Genomic DNA, 19,101 nt, shown 5'->3' on the forward strand with positions numbered 1-19,101 from the left:
TATCTTTTGTTATTTACCCTCTCTTTCCTGATAAACAGAGGGCAAAACACCGAATTCATCCTTGAAATATTTGCTGAAATACTTGGGGTTGTTAAAGCCCAACTGATACGCTATCTCCGATACATTTTGCTGACTCTCGCGCAGCATCTGCGCCGCTCTTTTCAGACGGATGACACGGATAAATTCAATGGGTGTCTTACCGGTTATCTGCAAGAGTTTCTTGTAAAGATGTACCCGGCTCATACCCAACTCATGGCTCAGCTCCTCTACGGACAAATCACTACGTGCAATATTCGCTTCCACATATTTGATAGCATTTTCCACCAGCTTTTCATCCAACGAAGTAATGGCTATTTCACTTGGTTCGGGGTCAATCTTTGTACGCAGCCTATTCTTACCGCTAAGGTCTATCAGCTTTCGCATACGCAATATCAGCACTTCCATATTAAACGGCTTCGTCACATAATCATCCGCACCGATAGTCAAGCCCTCTACTTTATTCTCTACCGACTGTTTGGCAGTCAGCAACACAAAAGGTATATTCTCCGTATGCTTGTCCGTCTTTACCCTGCGGCAAAGTTCGTTGCCATCCATTACGGGCATCATCAAGTCACTGACAATAAGGTCGGGCTTCAGCTCCGGGATGACATTCCATGCTTCTTGTCCGTTGGCAGCTACTTGAATGGAGAAATAAAGACTCAAGCTGTCTTTCATGAAGGCAACAAAATCTTCGTTATCATCCACAATAAGCACCAAGGGCTTCTTCTTTTCTCCGGCCGATTCTTCCTTTTCCCGATTTGTCCCCCCAATCACTTCCAGCGCAACCGCATCTTCTTCGGCCGCTTCTTCCGACAAAGGCGTAGCAACATTCACCACCGAATGCTTGATAGGAATATCCACTACAAATACGCTGCCCGAACCCACATTGTCGAACACACGCACAGCACCACCATGGAGCGTCACAAAATCACGCACCAAGCTTAGCCCGATACCGCTTCCGGTGGAATGATTATCCTCCCCTTCGTGCTCCGCTTGATAGAACCGTTCGAATATCCTTTCCTTGTCTTCATCCTTGACTCCTATCCCCGTATCGGATACTTTGATTTCCAGAGTTTCCGGAGAGCCCTTCAGCACTTCCAACGAAACATCCACCCTCCCGCCATTAGGAGTAAACTTAAAGGCATTGGACAGAAGGTTCATCACAATCTTGCCCACCTTGTCTTCGTCAAAGGACATATTCAGCCATTCCACCGCCGAAAAGAAAGTAAGGTGCACATGTTTTTTTTCCGAAAGCATCAGAAAAGAGCTACAGATATTACGTACATACGCCACAATGTCTCCTTCGGAAAGAGTAAGGTGCAAACCCGCCATCTCATTCTTACGGAAATCAAGCAGCTGGTTCACCAAATTCAGCAGACGCAATGCATTGCGGTGAATCATACCCAGTTTGTCTTGCCATTTTTCATCTGCCGTCTCCTTCATCATACTCTCCAACGGCGAGATAATCAGCGTCAACGGAGTGCGCAATTCATGGCTGACATTCGTGAAGAAACGGAATTTCATCTGGTTAACTTCCTCGTTCTTTTTGGCATCCCGCTCCATCTGGCGTATCTTGAATTTGTTACGCTCCCTACGCTGCACCGTATAGAAAGCCAGAAACAAACTACCGAGCAATAACAGCACATAACAAGTGTATGCCCATGGAGTCATCCAAAAAGGCGGAAGAATCACTATCTTCAAGCAAGCCTCTTCAGTACCTGCATATCCGTCGCTATTCGTAGCCTTTACTTTCAGCTCATACGTACCGGGAGCCAGATTCGTATAGGTCACACGGTGCATATCGGACATGCTCGTCAACCAGTCCTCATTGAATCCCTCCAACTTATAAAGATACCTCGTCTTTTCCGGTAACACATAATTGTCCGAAGCGAAAAACACCGTAAATACGTTCTGCTTATAAGTCAGCACCACTTCCTTCGTTTCATTCAGCGCCTCCTTCAATATCACATGGCCTGCATACTCTTCGTTCACCTTTACATCCTCATTGAACAGTTGAAATCCGGTAAACATTACTTTAGGTAGTGTACGGTTGTACTTTATGTTATCAGGTCTGAAACGGTTCAGTCCATACAGTCCTCCTACTACGATTTCACCCGTATGCAGGCGTTTAAGAGAACGCTGATTAAAATCACAAGTCTGCAACCCGTCCTTATCGTTATAAGTATAACAACGAAAAGAAATCTGTCCCGTCTTATTGTCCGACAGCAGAACCACATTTATCAGCTCCCCTCCCGTACTGACCCACATTCCTTTATTATCATCTTCCGTGATACCTAATATCAGTAGTTTCGAGAAATCGGATTTTATGGGGACTTCATGTATTTCATCCCGTTGCGGATCGTATACATTAAGTCCCTCGCGTGTAGCCAGCCAAAGCAGTCCTCTACTGTCTTCATACACCTGATTGATGACCAAATTTGAGAGAGTGGTCTTACCGGACTTTGTACCGGTAAAGTTCGCAATTTTCCTGGTGGACAAATCCATGACAGCTATGCCTGCTGCAGTTCCAATATATAATGTATTGTTGCGCCCTACACAAAGGGATGAGATATAATCCGACACCAGATTGGAATTCCCAGTAGAATAGGTTGTAAAAATTCCCGTTTTAGGGTCCAGGCATTGCAATCCCTGCCCCAAAGTCCCCACCCAGATATTCCGGTCAGCGTCTTCGGCCAGTGCCCATACATTGTCATAAGCCAGTGAGTTCTTGTCATCCTTGTTGGCACGGTAATGGATAAAGCGATTACCGTCATAACAATTCAGTCCGCCCCAAAAAGTTCCTGCCCACAACCGGCCGTCACGACCCTGAAGAAGACAGACAATCACATCGCTTGAAATGGAACGGGGATCTGCCGTATGCGAAAAGGTTTTCCGTTCATCCGTCACCATATTCCAGCGCACCAGTCCACGGTCATTGGTCCCCAACCACACAATATCCCCTTGTCCGTCCTCCACACAATTAATGTCACCCAAATCGACAATGCCAAACTTGAAGCTACTTTCATTGTAAAATGAAACACCTTTCTTATAAGTGCCCACCCACATGGTACCAACATTATCTTCATAGAGAACAGTCACCGTATTGTTGGAAATCGTACGCTCATTATTAGGGTCATTCATCAATCGCACGCTCTCTCCATCCAGACCTATCACTTCAATTCCATCCTGGTCTCTACCAATCCAAATGTTTCCATACTTATCCTGCGAAATGGCCCGTACCATGTTAGAGCGATCGCTCCTGACAGAACGCACCTCCCAGCTTTTCTTCGGCAGATGGTAAACCCACATTCCTTCAACGCTATACATCCAGACACGTTCATGACTGTCAACGAACAAAGTGAAAGTTTCTGATTGATTTTTCCCCCATTGACTGGCAATACCGTCGAAAGTCCATTTTACATTCAACTTCTCCCTATCCAGACAAGCCAGAACTCCATTGCCGAAAGCCAACAAGATTCCCTCACTACATTCCGTCATGTCTGTTATGTTCATCTCTGTCAACAAGGTATCAGTACCAGCCACCATCACCGCATTCTCTTGTCCCGGCTTATAACAGTAAATACCTTTACCCGCCACATAAATCCAGAAAATCTTTTCGCTATCAATATACACAGTGGAAGGATTCCCACTTATCCCAATATGCCACATCCAGCCCTCCACATTGCGGTCGAAAATATCGGATACAGAGTTATAAATGGCATATCCCGCTCCTGTACGTACCCACAAATTTCCAGTAGCATCTTCCTGAATGTCCTCAATATAGCTATCCGGCAGCGAATTGCCGTCATCCTTCAGGCTGCGGTATATCCTGGTATCATAGCCGTCATAACGGTTCAGCCCGGAAGCTGTGCCAAACCACATGAATCCATGTGAATCTTTATAAATGGCATTAACCTGGTTATTGGAAAGCCCGTCTTTTACTTCCAAATGTTTAAACATGTAGTTGTGCGAAGCGGCAGTGAAGCAAGCTACCCAAACCCATAAGACAAGTAATAGCAATCTTTTCATTCTATCGGAGATAAGGAACACATATTTTATTGCAAATGAAGCAAAAAGCCGAAAAAAAAACAAGAAAAGCCCGTCTTTTTTTATCATTTTATCCCCCTCATTTGTTTCATGGGCAGAAAAAAGAAGGAGAAGTACATTCCTCACGGACAGACTTCTCCATAACCAATCAAAAAAAAACTATATTAACAATTTTGTAACCTAATAAAAACTATCTATATGAAACTTAGAAAACTGTTCTATATTCTATCAAAATGGATACTTACCCTCTTTAGCACCTCTCATAATGCCATCATAGGTATATTTATCACCTATCGTTCCATCAGCACGCTTAATCATAGCAAACGTACCACCATCCCAAAAAAACGGAACCATACCATGATTTTTCGCTTCACGAGTTACTACCTCATTAAATTGTTCGCGAGATTTATTATGAGCCTCTTGATTTTCTCCAAGTCCGGTACGCACCATTGCACCATACTCGCCAAGGATAACGGGAATTCCTTTGTCCACAAACTGAGATTTCATTTTAGCAAATAATTCACTCATCTCAGTCATATCACCAGAAGTAGCATTACGGTTGGAACCTTCGACTTTATAGTCTCCCCAAAAGTAGGCCATCCTCCCCCAATCTTCATCCTTCTCCAAACCACAGAATGTCCAAGGGGTATAGTAATGTACCTCGACCATTAGACGGTCCTTCACCACATCAGTAGGCATGTCGCCAAAGAGATTGTCGGTCTTGCCGATATCTGTAGACGGTCCTTGTACAATAAGATTGCGCACAGCATTGTTACCTCCCGTAGCACGCACAGCATCAATAAAAGTCTGCTCATAAGATTTCAATACAGCCATTTGGGCAGTATTTTCCACATTGGGTTCGTTACATCCGGCAAAAAGCAAATGCTCATCATAGACATTTAATTTATTCGCTATCTGAGTCCATAAAGCTTTTTGCTTCTTGTTATTAGCTTCCTGCTTGTCGGCAGTACAATTGTTTTCAAGCCAACCGCCATCCCAGTGGATATTTACAATGGCATACATATCATTGGATACACAATAGCCTACCACTTCATAAACACGGTTCAGCCATTCATCTTTTACCTTGTATGTCCCTCCGTCTTCTATATACTGATCCCAGGAACAAGGTATGCGTACCGCATTGAAACCAAGCTCTTTCACACTCTTGATAAGTTCCGCCGTAACCTTCGGGTTTCCCCATGCAGTTTCACCTCCAATAGCTTCCAGCGTATTTCCGAGATTCCAGCCTGCATACATCTTTGCCGCCAATGTCATTGCATCACTTTCCATACCCTCATCAGGCAGTTGACCGGCCATTTGACTGACAACAACCGTCTCTGTCAAAGTTCCTAAAGTCAAAGTGATAAGTCCCGAACGAGCAGTTCCATAATTAACTGAAACGATAAAACTCTTAACAGCTTCTGACATTGCAGCACGTGTACTGACCTCTTTTATCCAATCACTATCGACCGCCACTTGTACATCACCGTTTGTTATCAGTGTCACAATATAATTGCCTCCTTCAGCCGGTACCTTTTCCGGGAAAGTAGTCGACTCAACTACCAGTCCATCCGCAGCCGTCTGTTTCACAATAAAATGGCCAACCTCACTACCTCCGGACTTCACCATCACATTTGCTTCCCGGTCACTTGGTTCCGTATTGGCTTCAGTTGTAACCGCATATTTAAGGATAGTGCTCGATGTGGAGTTCTCGGCAGTGACTTTACACCAATCCGGCGCACTGCTGGTTACTTCCAGCGCAACATTCGATTTGATGTTCAATGTACTTGTTCCTCCGACCTTGGAGAAAGTCATTCCATTCATCAGAATTTTTTCAGGAATAGTAATTTCCGGAGTCACTGTTTCGTCATCACTGGAGCACGCACTCACAAAAGAAGAGAGGAAAAGTGCCAATAGCACCAAGCTAATCTGGAATCTTTTAATAATATTCTTCATGTTGTTTTTAGGTATTAAATAATGGTTAAAAGTAATAGCAAAAGTAGCGGAAAAAGTGAGAAATAGCCAAACAGCATGTTATGCCAAACAGTATGATTTGTTACCGAATAGGGTCAGAAAGTAATCAATAGCTGACATTAGGCGTAGCCTGTTTGTCCATCCTGGAATTCACAAGACAAGCAGGGATATCAAAATCCGGTTATTCCGGGCTACCATCCCGACTCAAGCGTTTGCCGCGTAGGCGATGACTTCTACTTGGTCAACAGTAGGGAGGTATCTATGCGCCAACCATCCGCTACAACAACGGAACATTCTACATGATTACCACCAATGTATCGGACAAAGGCAACTTCATCGTCCATACCACCGCCCCGCTTGGTGAATGGTCTGATCCTATCTGGCTGAAACAAGGTGGCATTGACCCCTCCCTCTATTTCGAAGACGGTAAATGTTATCTGGTCAGCAACCCCGACATAGGTATCTTTCTATGCGAAATCAACCCGATGACCGGCGAACAGCTCAGTAAATCCAAGCACATCTGGAACGGTACGGGAGGACGCCATCCGGAGGGTCCGCATATCTATAAGAAAGACGGCTGGTACTATCTGCTGATTTCTGAAGGCGGTACGGAATATGGACATAAGGTGACGATTGCCCGCAGCCGCACGATAGACGGCCCATACGAAAGCCCCCCACCAACCCGATTCTGACACACATTAACAAAAACGCCTAGAACAGCCCCATTCAAGGCACCGGGCATGCTGACCTTGTTCAGGCTCCCGACGGAAGCTGGTGGATGGTCTACTTGGCATTCCGCCCGCAAACGGGTTCCCACCATCTATTAGGACGCGAAACCTTCCTCGCTCCCGTGCGCTGGGCCACCAACGCCTGGCCTGTAGTGAATGGAGACGGGACCATTGCCCTGCAAATGTATGTTCCCACCCTGCCGCAACAAACGTTTGCAGAAAAACCTACCCGCACAGAATTCAAAGATGGTAAATTAGGAGCCGAATGGGTGCACATCCGGAACACTACACTTTCTCATCCGGCAAGTTACGGCTGAAAGCGACTCCCGTCAATTTGGATAACAGCAAGGAAAGCCCCATCTTCGTCGGCCGCCGACAAGAACATATCGATTTTACCGCTACTACTTCCATGCGGCTACAGAAAGCCTCTGCAGGAGATGAAACCGGATTGACGGTCTATATGTTTAAACCTGCACACTATGACCTTTTCGTCAAACAGCAGGAAGACGGGAAACAAGCTGTAGTATTACGCTACCGTCTCGGAGCAATGACCCATATAGAAAAGGAGGTGATTTTGCCTCAAGGTAAAGTGCAACTCCGTGTAAAAGGCGACAAAGACATATATTCCTTTGAATATGCTACGGACGGAAAGAATTTCAAGGAGATGGGACGCATGAATGCCTGCTATATCAGTACCGAAACCCCAGGTGGCTTTACGGAAATCACGCTGGGCCTATATGCAGCTTCCGGCTCGACTGGATCAGAGGCGTACGCAGATTTTGAATATTTCGACTACGAGAAATAAGCATATACCCGTTCTTCAGAAATTGAACTGATCAATAATCCTCCATTTAAAAGGAAAGGCTACCCTTCACGGGTAGCCTTTCCTTTTATACCTATTACAACAGACGCCACGAAAGCATCGTCCACCATAGGAGATTACAAAATCTCCAAGTTATCTATTGTTACCTTTACAGCATCCGGTTCGGTAATATCACTGAAGATATCAAAGATATCAATCACAAATACGATTGCACCATTAATGGCTGCTTCCGGCTTATAAGTAATAGTATAAGTACCGTCTCCTTTAATTTTAACATCGGACTCACCACTGTAAGAAGGCCACCATCCAGGAGCAGTGTACATCAACCCTGCATTATACTCTTTTGTCAGTGCATCTCCACTCAATCCGCTGATACTGAAAGTCAGCTTCATAGAATAATCAAACGTCAGAGCAGAAAGGTCTACCGGACTATCATTTTTAGTACTACCAAAATCATTGTAGATTTCAATACGGAAGTTATTCTTCTCTCCTTCGAGATGTCCGAACACCAGCTTACTGTTATCTACTACCACCGCTTTGGGTTCGGGAGTAGAAGAGCCTCCTGCTGCATTGGGAATAAAATGATAGGCAACATATTCCTCCTTATCACCATTACGTACTCCCAACCACATACTTGTCACATTTCCTGCCATAGTCTCCAGGCGAAGAATACGGAGCTGGTTATCAGAATTGGCAAAGAACATGATGTCTCCACCACCGATATGATAAGAAGGCACACCGCTTTCAAAAGAATAAATACCTTTTTCATCCAGTGTATATGTACCACTTACGGTTGTTCCGTCGGGCATGGAGAATTCATAGGTCATAGCCTTTGAATCCATAGTCAGAGAGAGTTTATCAAGGTCTGCTACTGGAGTTGCCCAGTCAGGATAATTGCCTGCTGTAAAGTTATTCATCAAACTACCATCCAGATTTGCCCAGTCAAAAGGAACATCAGCAGACATATTCCACTGAATAGTGGTACTTACTGTTTGAGATACAGCATCTTTCCATCCGTCGGGCAATGTGGGCTCCGGATCAGGCTGATCCTCGGGTACATAGTTGTCAGCAAACTCTTTAGAGACAAAGTTCCATATCAACCACCAAGCACCCTCACTATTATCACGCATGACAGCCACACGCAGATGGTTTTCATCCAGTTCCAGTATCTTCAGGTCTTTTCTCCAGTTTGTACTTCTATCAGTCCAGCCAGGAGTGTGTAGTAAATCACAATCTGTGAAAGTGATGGTATGGTTCTCTGTGTTCAGCATAAAGGTTCCTTTACTGTCCGTAGTACCTGAAACCGACTCGGAATGTACATTTACATTAGCTCCACCTTTCAAGTCAAAGGTCATTGTACTTGCCCAAATAGCATCATCACCAGTATGTCCCTTGCCCGGATCCCAGTTAGCTTCCCAATTATTCCATTCAGTAGTTTTTGAAGGGTCAGCATAAGTCATCTCACCTGCCGCATAGCCATAGGAACCATCGTCAAATATCCAAACTTTCTCACTGTCTACACCTCCGGTAAGGAATGACCACAATTCATCGTTTACAAAGTCCGCACAAAAAGTACTGATATCAAAAGTTGTAGGTTCACCGTAAATAACACCACCCCGTGTCTCTACACCAAATTTCACAGTATAAGTACCTTCAAAAGGCATCTTTAGTGTCACTTTCTGTTCTTGGCTGCGTCCTTGGGGATGCTCCCACAAAGCAGTGTAATTGACACCTAACTTACTTTCCAAATAAACAATGTTCGGATTCTTCGAGTCATGAGTAATCGTATAGGCAATACCCTCCACAAGATCATCAGATGTCACTCCTTTGTCACCCAGATCATATTCATCGGGGGAACAAGCGCTGAATATTAGCATCACACTTGCTATAAGCGAATAGATATAATAGTTTAATTTCATACCTTAGATTTTTTTATTTGTTATACATCCATTTACCAACCGGCATTCTGTTTCAGCACACCGTTTGAAAGGTTTATCTGGTTATAAGGTATTTGGCACAAACCTCTTGTTGATACAACCTTACTACTCTGTATAGTCACTACGTCTTCCACGCCACCACTGAGCACAGTACGAGTTTCGGCAATTTCGGAAGCAGCAACTTCCACACCCTGACGAAGCAGATCCCAGTAACGCAACCCTTCAAAAGCAAACTCGTACATGCGTTCTTTCAGGATGTTCTCCTTTGTTGCTGTCACGCGCTTGCTGGTATCACCACCAAAAGCGCGATCACGCACTGCATCCAAATAACTCTGGGCATTAGGACTACCGAGCTCTGCAGCCATCAGTAATACATCCGAATAACGAACTACAATGAAATCCTGATATGGACTAAGTTGATACTCGCCTGCACCTATGTCCTTTCCCATTACTTCATTTATTTCACTCCAAGTACCATCTTCAGCTTGTTGCCAAATAGCAAGTGGCGAATACTTTTTGATAGCATAACCCGTATACTCACGTTGGTCATTATAGAGCAACGAGAAATTATCGTGATCTACAAGGCCCTCAGCCTCGCAGTCAATAATGGACGCCGTACTGCGAGTGTCACCAGATTGAAAACTATTCACCAATTTCGGATTGACTGTACAGCCTCCCCAGCCTTGTCCATAAGGCACCGCAATCAAATTACGGAGTGCAATCATCACCTGCCAAGCATTACCATCAGCATTACCATTATAGTCTGATGTATAGTTGAATTTTTGAGCCAGTACTGTCTCTACATTGCCACGCCCTGCATACGTATTTGTCTTGGTATGGCTACCATCATTATTAGTTGTCCAAGTCACGGAAGCAGCAGGCCAAAGATTCTTGAACTCATCTATCAAACCAAATTCCCCGGAAGCAATCACATCTTCCACTCCTGCTAAAGCTTCAGCTCTAGTAAGCCCAGCAGGTTCTTTACCATAATAACCGGAATAGAACAGATAAACACGTGCCAGAAGAGCCTCAGCAGCATACTTCGTAATATGTCCGTCGTTAGATGCAGCTTGTGCTTTCGGATAGGCATTGGCCGGAATATTCTCGGCAGCATATTTCAAATCACTGATAATGAGCTGGTAAACGTCATCCGGATTTGCTTGCGAAATATTATCAGTAGTAGGAATATCCAACAAAGGGATATTTTCCCATAGACGAACCATATCAAAATAACAAAGTGCACGGATAGCACGTGCCTCTCCTATATAAGTGCCTCTTGTTGCTTCACTCGTCCAGTTAATGTCATCTGCACGGGAAATCAACTCGTTACAACGATAAACAGCGGCATAATAATTTTTCCAATCTGTTTCGTATATGTTCAAATCAGATGTAGACTGTGCCTGATCAAAACGATCGATTACTTGATAATTACGTCCATCAGCAACACCGGTAGCACCAAAACACTCATCCGACATCATCTCTGAAGCCAGATAAAAACCTACTCCCTTATTAGATGTAGTACATTGCCATCCGTCATAACAGCCTACCAAAGCGCGATAAGCGTCACTTTCTGTCTTGTAATAGTTTCCGGTGGAAGATTCCGTCTTCGATTCCACATCCAAGAAGCTGTTTGTGCAGGATGCCAGCCCAAAGCCGAACAATGCCAAAGCCAGTATATTTAATTTGAATTTCATCATTTCTTTCTTGTTTTTGGGTTTATGAGTCATAAGAACTCTTTTCTATTAAAACTTAAGATTAACGCCGAAAAGCACAGTACGCGGACGAGGATAATAACCGTAGTCAATACCCGATACCCAACTCTTTTTATTGCTGTCTTCCGGACCAAAACCTATTTCAGGATCCATACCATCATATTTGGTGAAAGTAAGTGCATTCTGTACTTGTATATAGGCACGACACTGCGAAATAGCTTTGCCCTTCCAAAGACGGGAGAAATCATAACCCAGCGTAATGGCACTAATACGCAGGAAGTCACCATCCTGAATATAAAGGTCAGAGAATTGCCAGTTGACGTTAGTATCAGTCACACGCGGTATACGGTTACTTGTACCTTCTCCGGTCCAACGGTTGAGGATAGCAGTTGTATAATTTGATTTCTTATTAGTGTGGTTACGATAGCTCTGCACAATCTTATTACCTACAGAACCATTAGCATTCAGCGAGAAGTCAAAACCTTTATAGTCGAAGCCCAAATTGAAACCATAAGTAAAGTCCGGCATACCATTACCTAAGTCCACCTTGTCGTTGTCATCGATAATTCCGTTATGGTCTACATCTACAAACTTCACATCACCCGGCTTCACATCACTTTGCAACACACCGTTCTTGGCAGCAATCCAGTCGTCAATCTCTTGCTGGTTCTGGAAGATACCGGCAGTTTTATACCCCCAAAAGTAACCGATGGCATGGCCGTTGGAAGCGCGATAGAACTCAGGAGAGTTGTCATACAGCTGGTTTGTATTACCATGAATAATGCCATCTTCAGTAGGAATATTTCCTACCTTATTTTTATTGTAAGTACCATTGACACCAATGTTGTAGTGGAAATCCTTACCTATTTCATCATTCCAAGTCAGCGCCAGTTCAATACCGGTATTCTTTACATCACCACCGTTGATGTAAGGAGCACCTGTACCGGCAGTGGCAAGGATAGGAGCCTGTACCAGCCAATCTTTGGTTGTCTTTATATAAAAATCTGCATTCATACCCAAGCATCCATTGAGGAAACGGGCATCGATACCGATATTATATTGCTCGGAAGTTTCCCATTTCACATTCTCGTTGGCTAGACGGCTAGGATAAGCACCCCAGACATGATTGGCAGAGCCAAGGCCCGTACCAAACAAGTAATTGGTAGTAGAGCTCTTGATAGGAGCTGTATATTGGTAGTTATCAATATTCTGATTACCTACTTGTCCCCAGCTGACACGGAGTTTCAGGAAGTCGAGCCACTCGCGGGTACTTTCCATAAATGCCTCGTTCGTCAGTGTCCAACCTGCCGATACAGAAGGGAAGTAGCCAAAGCGATGACCACTGGCAAATTTGGAAGAACCATCGGCACGCACAGTAGCATTAATCATATAAGTCTCTTTCCAATTCCATCCCAAACGGGCAAAGTAGGAAACGGTACGTGTTTCATCATTCGGTTTACCATCTGCACCCAATCCCTGCTCGGGAGTAGTGGCTGACCCGTTGCTGACAAAAGCGTGGTCCCAATCATCAAATCCTTCTTTCAGGATACCATTTCTCGCCCCTACATAAGTGCCTTCATAGCGGCTGGATTCCATACCAATCAAGGCATTGAAGGAATGTTCACCCAAGGTCCAATCATACTGTGCAGTATTTGTCCAAACCATCGTCAAACCATGAGTCATGTTCTGGTTTACTTTTGTATTCTCCGTATTCTTAGTATAGATGTCAAACTGATAAAGGGGAGTATAACTGCGATACTCACTGGAACCATAAGTAGCACCGAATACAGTACGTATCTTCAAATTCTTAATCGGAGTCAACTCCGCATATACATTACCGGCGAAAGTGGCAGCCTTGTTCTCATTATTAGTGTTGGTCATCATGGAACCATAAGGGTTACCATCAGAATTGTGCCAATCGCTACTACTAGTGTCATTGTAAGGACTATCATACAGATTATTATCACTATATATAGGACTCAGCGGGGAAGTGGCAAATGCGCTGCGCAACGTATTGTTATACAAGTCACCTACATTTGTACCATTATTTTTCTTATATACGAAACTCACTTGTTCACCCACCTTCAAAAGGTTTTTGATGACCTGGTGGTCGGAGTTGATACGGAAGTTATAACGTTCGTAATTGGATACGTCAGCACCACCAACAATACCTTCTTGCTGCATATAACCTAAAGAAAGTGCATACGTAGAAGTGGCAGTTCCCCCTGTCACACCTAATGTATAACTTTGCGTCTTGGCATCATCCTTGAGCATAGCATCAATCCAATCCGTGTCATATATGTTACCATTAGCATCGCGAATTGACTTGAAGCTGTTCCAATCATAAGCGGCATTGCCACTATTCAATGCTTGTTCATCCATGATGGCCATATACTGTTCCGCATTCAGCATATTTGCTTTACGTGCCACATTCTGAATACCATAATAAGCATCCAATGAAACTACAGCCTTACCTTCCTTACCCGATTTTGTAGTAATCAACACTACACCATTGGCCGCCTGCGCACCATAAATAGCTGCAGAGGCAGCATCTTTCAGGATGTCAATACTCTCGATATCGGCAGGATTTAGCGTGGAGATATCGCCACCTACACCATCAATCAAATAAAGAGGAGAAGAATTACCTACAGTTCCCAAACCACGAATGGTCACCTTCATATCAGCACCTGGTTGTCCTGAAGTTGAAGTGATATTCACACCCGGAGTTTGTCCCTGCATAGCCTGCAACGGGTTGTTTGTATTTAGTTTGGCGATGTTATCACCTTTTACCTGAACCGTAGCACCAGTTACCAGTTTCTTCTTTTGGACACCGTAACCTACTACTACTACTTCATCTAGCATTTCCGTATCTTCTTTCAGAACCACGTTGATAACGGATGAAGCACCAACCTGAATTTCCTGGGTTTGATAACCGATATACGAAAAAATCAGCGTCTGCCCTTGTTCTGCATTCACAGAGAATTTACCGTCAATATCGGTAATACCACCTGTAGCAGTTTCTTTCACCTGCACACTGACACCGATCAACGGTTCATTGTCCGTAGCCGATGTCACAACTCCTGTAACGGCCTTGTTTTGAGAAGGATTAGCCTGAAGGCTACTGATTGCAGGTACCAATAGCAACAGTACCCATGCAATGCGGCACAAATGCAAATTTATGCACTTTTCCAAGAATGTTTTTCTCATTGTACATTGTTTAATAGTTAATATCAAAGATTTTATAACGCTCTTTGTCAATGCAAAGAACCTGGATACAAAAGTATGGAGGAACAAGGAAAGAGTGTCGAGAAATTGTTACGAAAAGTATATGATTTCGTTAATCAAGGCTTCTAAAATGTTACTAAAAAAGGTATAATTTGTTTTCCATCCCTTCTCTAAACCTTTTAAAGAGGGGGGGGGAGATTCTTCCCATCCCCCTCAATGCTGGAATTGATTTCATCTCACTTTTCCATCCCCAATATACTTTCTCCGGAATACAAAGAACCATTTCTTTCTAAAAACGTTCTCAGGAAAGTACAACCTAAAACTTAACAGATAATGAAAAAATTAGTAGTATTTGCAGTACTTGCCGCAATCGTGGCAAGCTGCACCAATGACAATCCGCCCCAGATAGAAAAAAGCAGTGAGTTGGTATCACCACGACTCTTGATGGACGTGTCCACAGAAAGCGGACAAAGCCCGCTGACCGGCATACTGACCATCATGCCCTGTAAGGCGGGCACCTCTATTTATTATGGGAACTATGTAAACCGAAAGCTGACCCCTTTTTACGGTTACTACCAAGTTAAAGACGGAACTTTCTATAACGATGGCGTCAATCGGGAATTATCCTTACCCGCAGGTCCCTATAACATGATTTACTGGGGAACCCCTAAATACGAGGAGCCGATTTATGCACATCCTCTTATGAGGGACCCGGCCTACATCTTAGGCGAAGACATGTCCCAGCAACACTTTTCCTTATTCAAAATGGAAGCGGACACAACCTATTATCCGGTATTCGACTTGGTACATACCGTCCAACCTGCCAACGTCGGAAGTGAAAACCTGAAAGCATCCCTTAAACGGGTAGTGACCGGACTGAAGGTAATCATCAAGGACAAGAATAACGGCATCCTCAGTTCGAGCATCGACAGCATGGTAGTGCGTATCACTAATATTGCCGGAGAACTAAATTTCTACACTGCCGTTCCTCAGGGAAGCCCGCGCACAGTAGCCTTCCCTCTAGTCCGTTCCATCGACGGTACGCAAATGAGCAATGCCACCGTCATGCTTTTCCCTTCTTTCGGGAAATCAGAATTCCAGATGAACATCATACTGAAAAACGGAAACGTAAAAAGTTTCAAACAAACATTGAACGAACCTTTGAAAGCAAACTCCAAACTGACTCTGACCCTTACTCTGGGAGACATCTTTTCCGAAGAATCATCCGGAGAATTCACCATTGACAACTGGAACGAGGAAAGCCAGACAATCGATGTCCCTTCATTGGATTGAGCTTACCGCATCAAGGAAAGATAGAACGGTGTGCGCCCATCTTATAAAAAGGCAACGTGAACCAGAAAGTGGAGCCCGTGCCTAACTGCGTCCCCCTATCTCCTCTTTCAGTTCCCTCGCAATGTTTTGCGAAATGGCCACTCCCAGTCCGATACCCTGCTTAAAGGAAGCCAGTTTACAAAGCGATTAAAAATCCCCTGCGCATTATAAGATGATATCCCCGTCCCGGTATCGGTAACATAAAAAAGGATATACCCATTTTCGGGCATCCCGTAAGCAACAGTAATGCTACCGGCAGCAGTAAACTTCAACGCATTGCTGATGAAGTCATTAAATACCTACATAATTCTGCGCAGGTTGGTATACAGCAGCAAACCGGGCAATAGCGTAACCGTGGCCATACGCACGTCTTTATTGGTCAGCCTAATACTTGTGGCCTGCTCTATCTCGAACACCATTTTATTGATATCCACATTGGCATAGACATATTCCAATGTGCTGGCTTCTATCTTCGACAAATCCAGAATGTCATTGATGAGCTGCAACAGCAGTTCATTATTCCGTTCTATAATATTGAGATACTCCACCCGTTCTTCCTCGGACACTCCCGTGGCCAGAATACTCAAAAAACCGACTATTGCATTAAACGGAGTACGCATCTCATGACTTATATTGGCTAGGAAAGTCGATTTTATCTGGTTGGATTCCTCAGCCTCCTCTTCGGCCAGACACAGCTTGCACTCCATGATTTTCAAATCAGTAATGTCCTAAGCAGTATAAACAATCCACTTGCGACCATCAAAATTATTGTTCTGGAAGGAAAACCACTCCTTGCTCTTCTTGGTAAAAAAACGTCGTATACCCTCTTGCGGAATCCCCGCCTTGACCAGCTGCTCTTCATCCTCTTTCCTAATTAAAGCTACAGCCTCTGGCATTGTTTCAAAATCCGTCTAGTCTATAGCCTCTTTGGCCGAATATTCAAAGAGTTCCTCTGCCTTTTTATTCCCAAAAGTATAGCGCATCTCATCATTTACATTCTTCACTTTTGTTGTAATGAGAAGATTATCAAGAATGCCTTCCAATATTGCGGATACCCCTCTCCCGGTTCCTTTCCCTCATTTTTTTCATCCGCCTCTTTTTACGTTGGTCCCATCTACTGGGATTGAAACCCAAAACAAAAATGTTTCAGCTATGTTTCAGTAGAAAAAGACAAAACCCTTGTAAAATTTTGATTTATAATAGATTTGTCTACATCCTTTCATGCCCAGACCAGGTACAAACCATAGAAATCATAGGAAAACGAAAGAAAATCCGAAATTGGAGCAAAATAAACTTTCGGATGGCAGAATCAGCCTTTAGTTGGAGTATTATTTAGGTAGAGAGGAAAAGCCCGTATTAGATGAAAACGGCAATCAGGTATATTACGAAAGTGGCAAGATGCAAGGAAAGCCAAAGTTCGCAGTCAAGCATCACAGGCGAAAAGAAAACCTTAGCCTGTATCTGATAGACAAGCCACATACTCCAGCTGAATGACAACAGAACAAGGAAACTTTGGAACTCGCTTCAAAAATACGCGCAGAGCGTGAGCAGGAGTTTAAGGAGAGTATGCTTGGCTACCGCTTAAAGAAAGACAGGACGGTTAATTTCTTGGATTATTATCAAGCATACATAAACAGTTATACAAAGAAAGACATTCGCATGGTGCAAATTGCACTTAGCCGTTTCAAAGACTTCTTGAAAGAGAAATACCCCATGAATGAGTGTAGCATTAAACCGGAACTCATCACCAAAGAAATGATGGAACAGTTTGTAGCTTATCTGCAATCCCGAAGCATTGGTGAAGGTGCTAAAAGCATTTACCAGCGTTTCAAGAAAGTTATTCGCTATGCAATAGAGCATGATGTAATGCTGGAAGACCCTTGCAAAGATGTTACCTGCAAAGTGGATAGTCAGATGCTTCGGAAAGATGTGCTTTCGCCCGAAGAAATACAAAAGTTGGTGGCTTTTCATTATAACAACGAAAACCCTACAGCCAGACGAGCGTTTATCTTTTGCCTGTATTGCGGTCTGCGCTTCTGCGATGTAAAAGACCTTACTTTTAAAAATGTGGATTATGCTAACTGATTATTGAAGTTCGAGCAAAGCAAGGCCAAGGGACATTCTGCCAGTAGGTGTGGTTATTTCTTTGAATGACGTTCTATTGTCTATCATTGGTGAAGCTCCGGCAGATAAGAACTGTTTGATATTCGATTTGCCTACATACGAAAGCTGCTGCAAATCGGTTAAGCGTTGGGTAAAAAGAGCCGGAATAGACAAGCATATAAGCTGGCATTGCTTCCGGCATTCTTTTGCCGTGAACATTCTGAACAATGGGGCAAATATCAAGATCTTAGCCAATCTTTTAGGACACAGCGGATTGAAGCATACAGAGAAATACACCCGTGTGGTGGATAAATTGAAAGAGGAAGCAATAAACAGCTTGCCTGAACTAAAGTTTTAACCACAAAAGATTATCTTTGCGACTATGAACTTTGAAGCATTAGTAAAACATATCAGCACGATACAGAACACGTTGCAGGCACAAGCCGCACACGCTGTAAACCTTGCCCTTACTTCCCGTAACTGGTTTATGGGTTGCTATATCGTGGAATTCGAACAGAACGGAGAAGACCGTGCCACATACGGTGAACAACTGTTGAAAAAGCAGGAACAACGGCTGAAAACAAAAGGTCTGAATGAACGTAGATTCCGTGAATTTAGACGGTTATACCTTGTTTATCCACATCTGAAAGAACAAGTATTACACTACATCATGGCAGGAAATGAAATTCGGCACTCGGCAAGTGCCGAATTACAACAATCTGATAAATAGTATAATAAATGGATAAATCCAGCAACAAAGATATTCAATAAAATACCTTATACCCACTTAAAACATATCGCAAAAATAGACAACCCGGTAAAACGTGCTTTCTATGAAATGGAAACAATTCGTAGCTGCTGGTCTGTCAAAGAATTGGAACAACAAATAGCGTCTTTATACTATGAGCGTAGCGGACTATCCAAAAATAAAGAAGCCCTCTCCGCTTTAGTACAGCAACAAGCGACCTTATTACAGCCTAAAGATGTTATCAACACCCCTGTTACCTTAGAGTTCTTAGAATTGAATGAACGTGCCTTAGTAACAGAAAACGATCTGGAGCAATCTATTCTTGATAACTTACAACACTTCCTGCTGGAACTTTTATGTAAAGGTTTGCATAACATTTCTTATGCCAACAAATTTATTATGCAAAGTGACTTAAACTAAATCACAGCTACAA

The 19,101-nt window shown here is 43.5% G+C and carries 9 protein-coding genes and 3 pseudogenes; 4 read left to right on the forward strand and 8 right to left on the reverse strand.

Going from position 1 to position 19,101, the window contains the following annotated elements:
• Positions 1-9: 9 nt before the first annotated feature.
• Both DWY57_RS14150 and DWY57_RS14155 read right to left on the reverse strand, forming a co-directional pair.
• Positions 10-4,068 carry a hybrid sensor histidine kinase/response regulator transcription factor gene (locus DWY57_RS14150; RefSeq protein ID WP_117599962.1) on the reverse strand — a complete coding sequence of 1,353 codons (4,059 nt, stop codon included), beginning with the start codon at positions 4,066-4,068 and terminating at the stop codon, positions 10-12.
• A 246-nt stretch (positions 4,069-4,314) separates the two neighbouring features.
• Positions 4,315-6,042, reverse strand: a complete 1,728-nt coding sequence (locus tag DWY57_RS14155; protein WP_117964253.1) for a cellulase family glycosylhydrolase — start codon at positions 6,040-6,042, stop codon at positions 4,315-4,317.
• Positions 6,043-6,243: 201 nt separating this feature from the next.
• Between DWY57_RS14155 and DWY57_RS21560 the strand changes: the two are divergent.
• Positions 6,244-7,593, forward strand: a pseudogene (locus DWY57_RS21560) (glycoside hydrolase family 43 protein).
• Positions 7,594-7,727: 134 nt separating this feature from the next.
• Here the strand turns inward: DWY57_RS21560 and DWY57_RS14165 are convergent.
• From DWY57_RS14165 to DWY57_RS14175, 3 genes are read right to left on the reverse strand one after another with little or no spacing between them, the layout of a single operon-like run.
• Complete coding sequence (locus tag DWY57_RS14165; protein ID WP_117599763.1) at positions 7,728-9,530, reverse strand: hypothetical protein; 1,803 nt, start codon at positions 9,528-9,530, stop codon at positions 7,728-7,730.
• A gap of 32 nt (positions 9,531-9,562) precedes the next feature.
• Entirely contained in the window at positions 9,563-11,245 is a 1,683-nt protein-coding gene (locus DWY57_RS14170; RefSeq protein ID WP_117599963.1) for a RagB/SusD family nutrient uptake outer membrane protein, read from the reverse strand.
• Positions 11,246-11,290: 45 nt separating this feature from the next.
• On the reverse strand, positions 11,291-14,467 hold the full coding sequence (locus DWY57_RS14175; protein WP_117964255.1) for a TonB-dependent receptor: 3,177 nt from the start codon (positions 14,465-14,467) through the stop codon (positions 11,291-11,293).
• Between the two features lie 351 nt (positions 14,468-14,818).
• Between DWY57_RS14175 and DWY57_RS14180 the strand changes: the two genes are divergently transcribed.
• Positions 14,819-15,778 carry a FimB/Mfa2 family fimbrial subunit gene (locus tag DWY57_RS14180; RefSeq protein ID WP_117599765.1) on the forward strand — a complete coding sequence of 320 codons (960 nt, stop codon included), beginning with the start codon at positions 14,819-14,821 and terminating at the stop codon, positions 15,776-15,778.
• A 107-nt stretch (positions 15,779-15,885) separates the two neighbouring features.
• Here DWY57_RS14180 and DWY57_RS21630 read toward each other — a convergent pair whose 3' ends face one another.
• The 3 genes from DWY57_RS21630 to DWY57_RS20935 are packed head-to-tail and all read right to left on the reverse strand — an operon-like array spanning position 15,886 to position 16,713.
• Positions 15,886-16,089 (reverse strand): hypothetical protein, encoded by a 204-nt coding sequence (locus DWY57_RS21630; protein WP_323802001.1) that lies wholly within the window; start codon positions 16,087-16,089, stop codon positions 15,886-15,888.
• 27 nt (positions 16,090-16,116) lie between these two features.
• The gene (locus DWY57_RS21365; protein WP_227186442.1) at positions 16,117-16,524 is read right to left on the reverse strand and encodes a histidine kinase dimerization/phospho-acceptor domain-containing protein; all 408 of its coding nucleotides are present in this window, start codon (positions 16,522-16,524) and stop codon (positions 16,117-16,119) included.
• Positions 16,525-16,545: 21 nt separating this feature from the next.
• Positions 16,546-16,713, reverse strand: coding sequence for a hypothetical protein (locus DWY57_RS20935; RefSeq protein ID WP_165491376.1), 168 nt, complete (start codon positions 16,711-16,713; stop codon positions 16,546-16,548).
• Positions 16,714-17,038: 325 nt separating this feature from the next.
• Between DWY57_RS20935 and DWY57_RS21370 the strand changes: the two are divergent.
• Positions 17,039-18,278: pseudogene (locus DWY57_RS21370) on the forward strand (site-specific integrase).
• A 24-nt stretch (positions 18,279-18,302) separates the two neighbouring features.
• Positions 18,303-19,019 (forward strand): annotated as a pseudogene (locus DWY57_RS14200) (DUF1016 N-terminal domain-containing protein); the annotation flags it as partial.
• Positions 19,020-19,101: the final 82 nt, after the last annotated feature.

Origin of the sequence: Bacteroides sp. AF25-5LB, from assembly GCF_003602965.1 — a bacterium.
Taxonomy (GTDB): domain Bacteria; phylum Bacteroidota; class Bacteroidia; order Bacteroidales; family Bacteroidaceae; genus Bacteroides; species Bacteroides uniformis.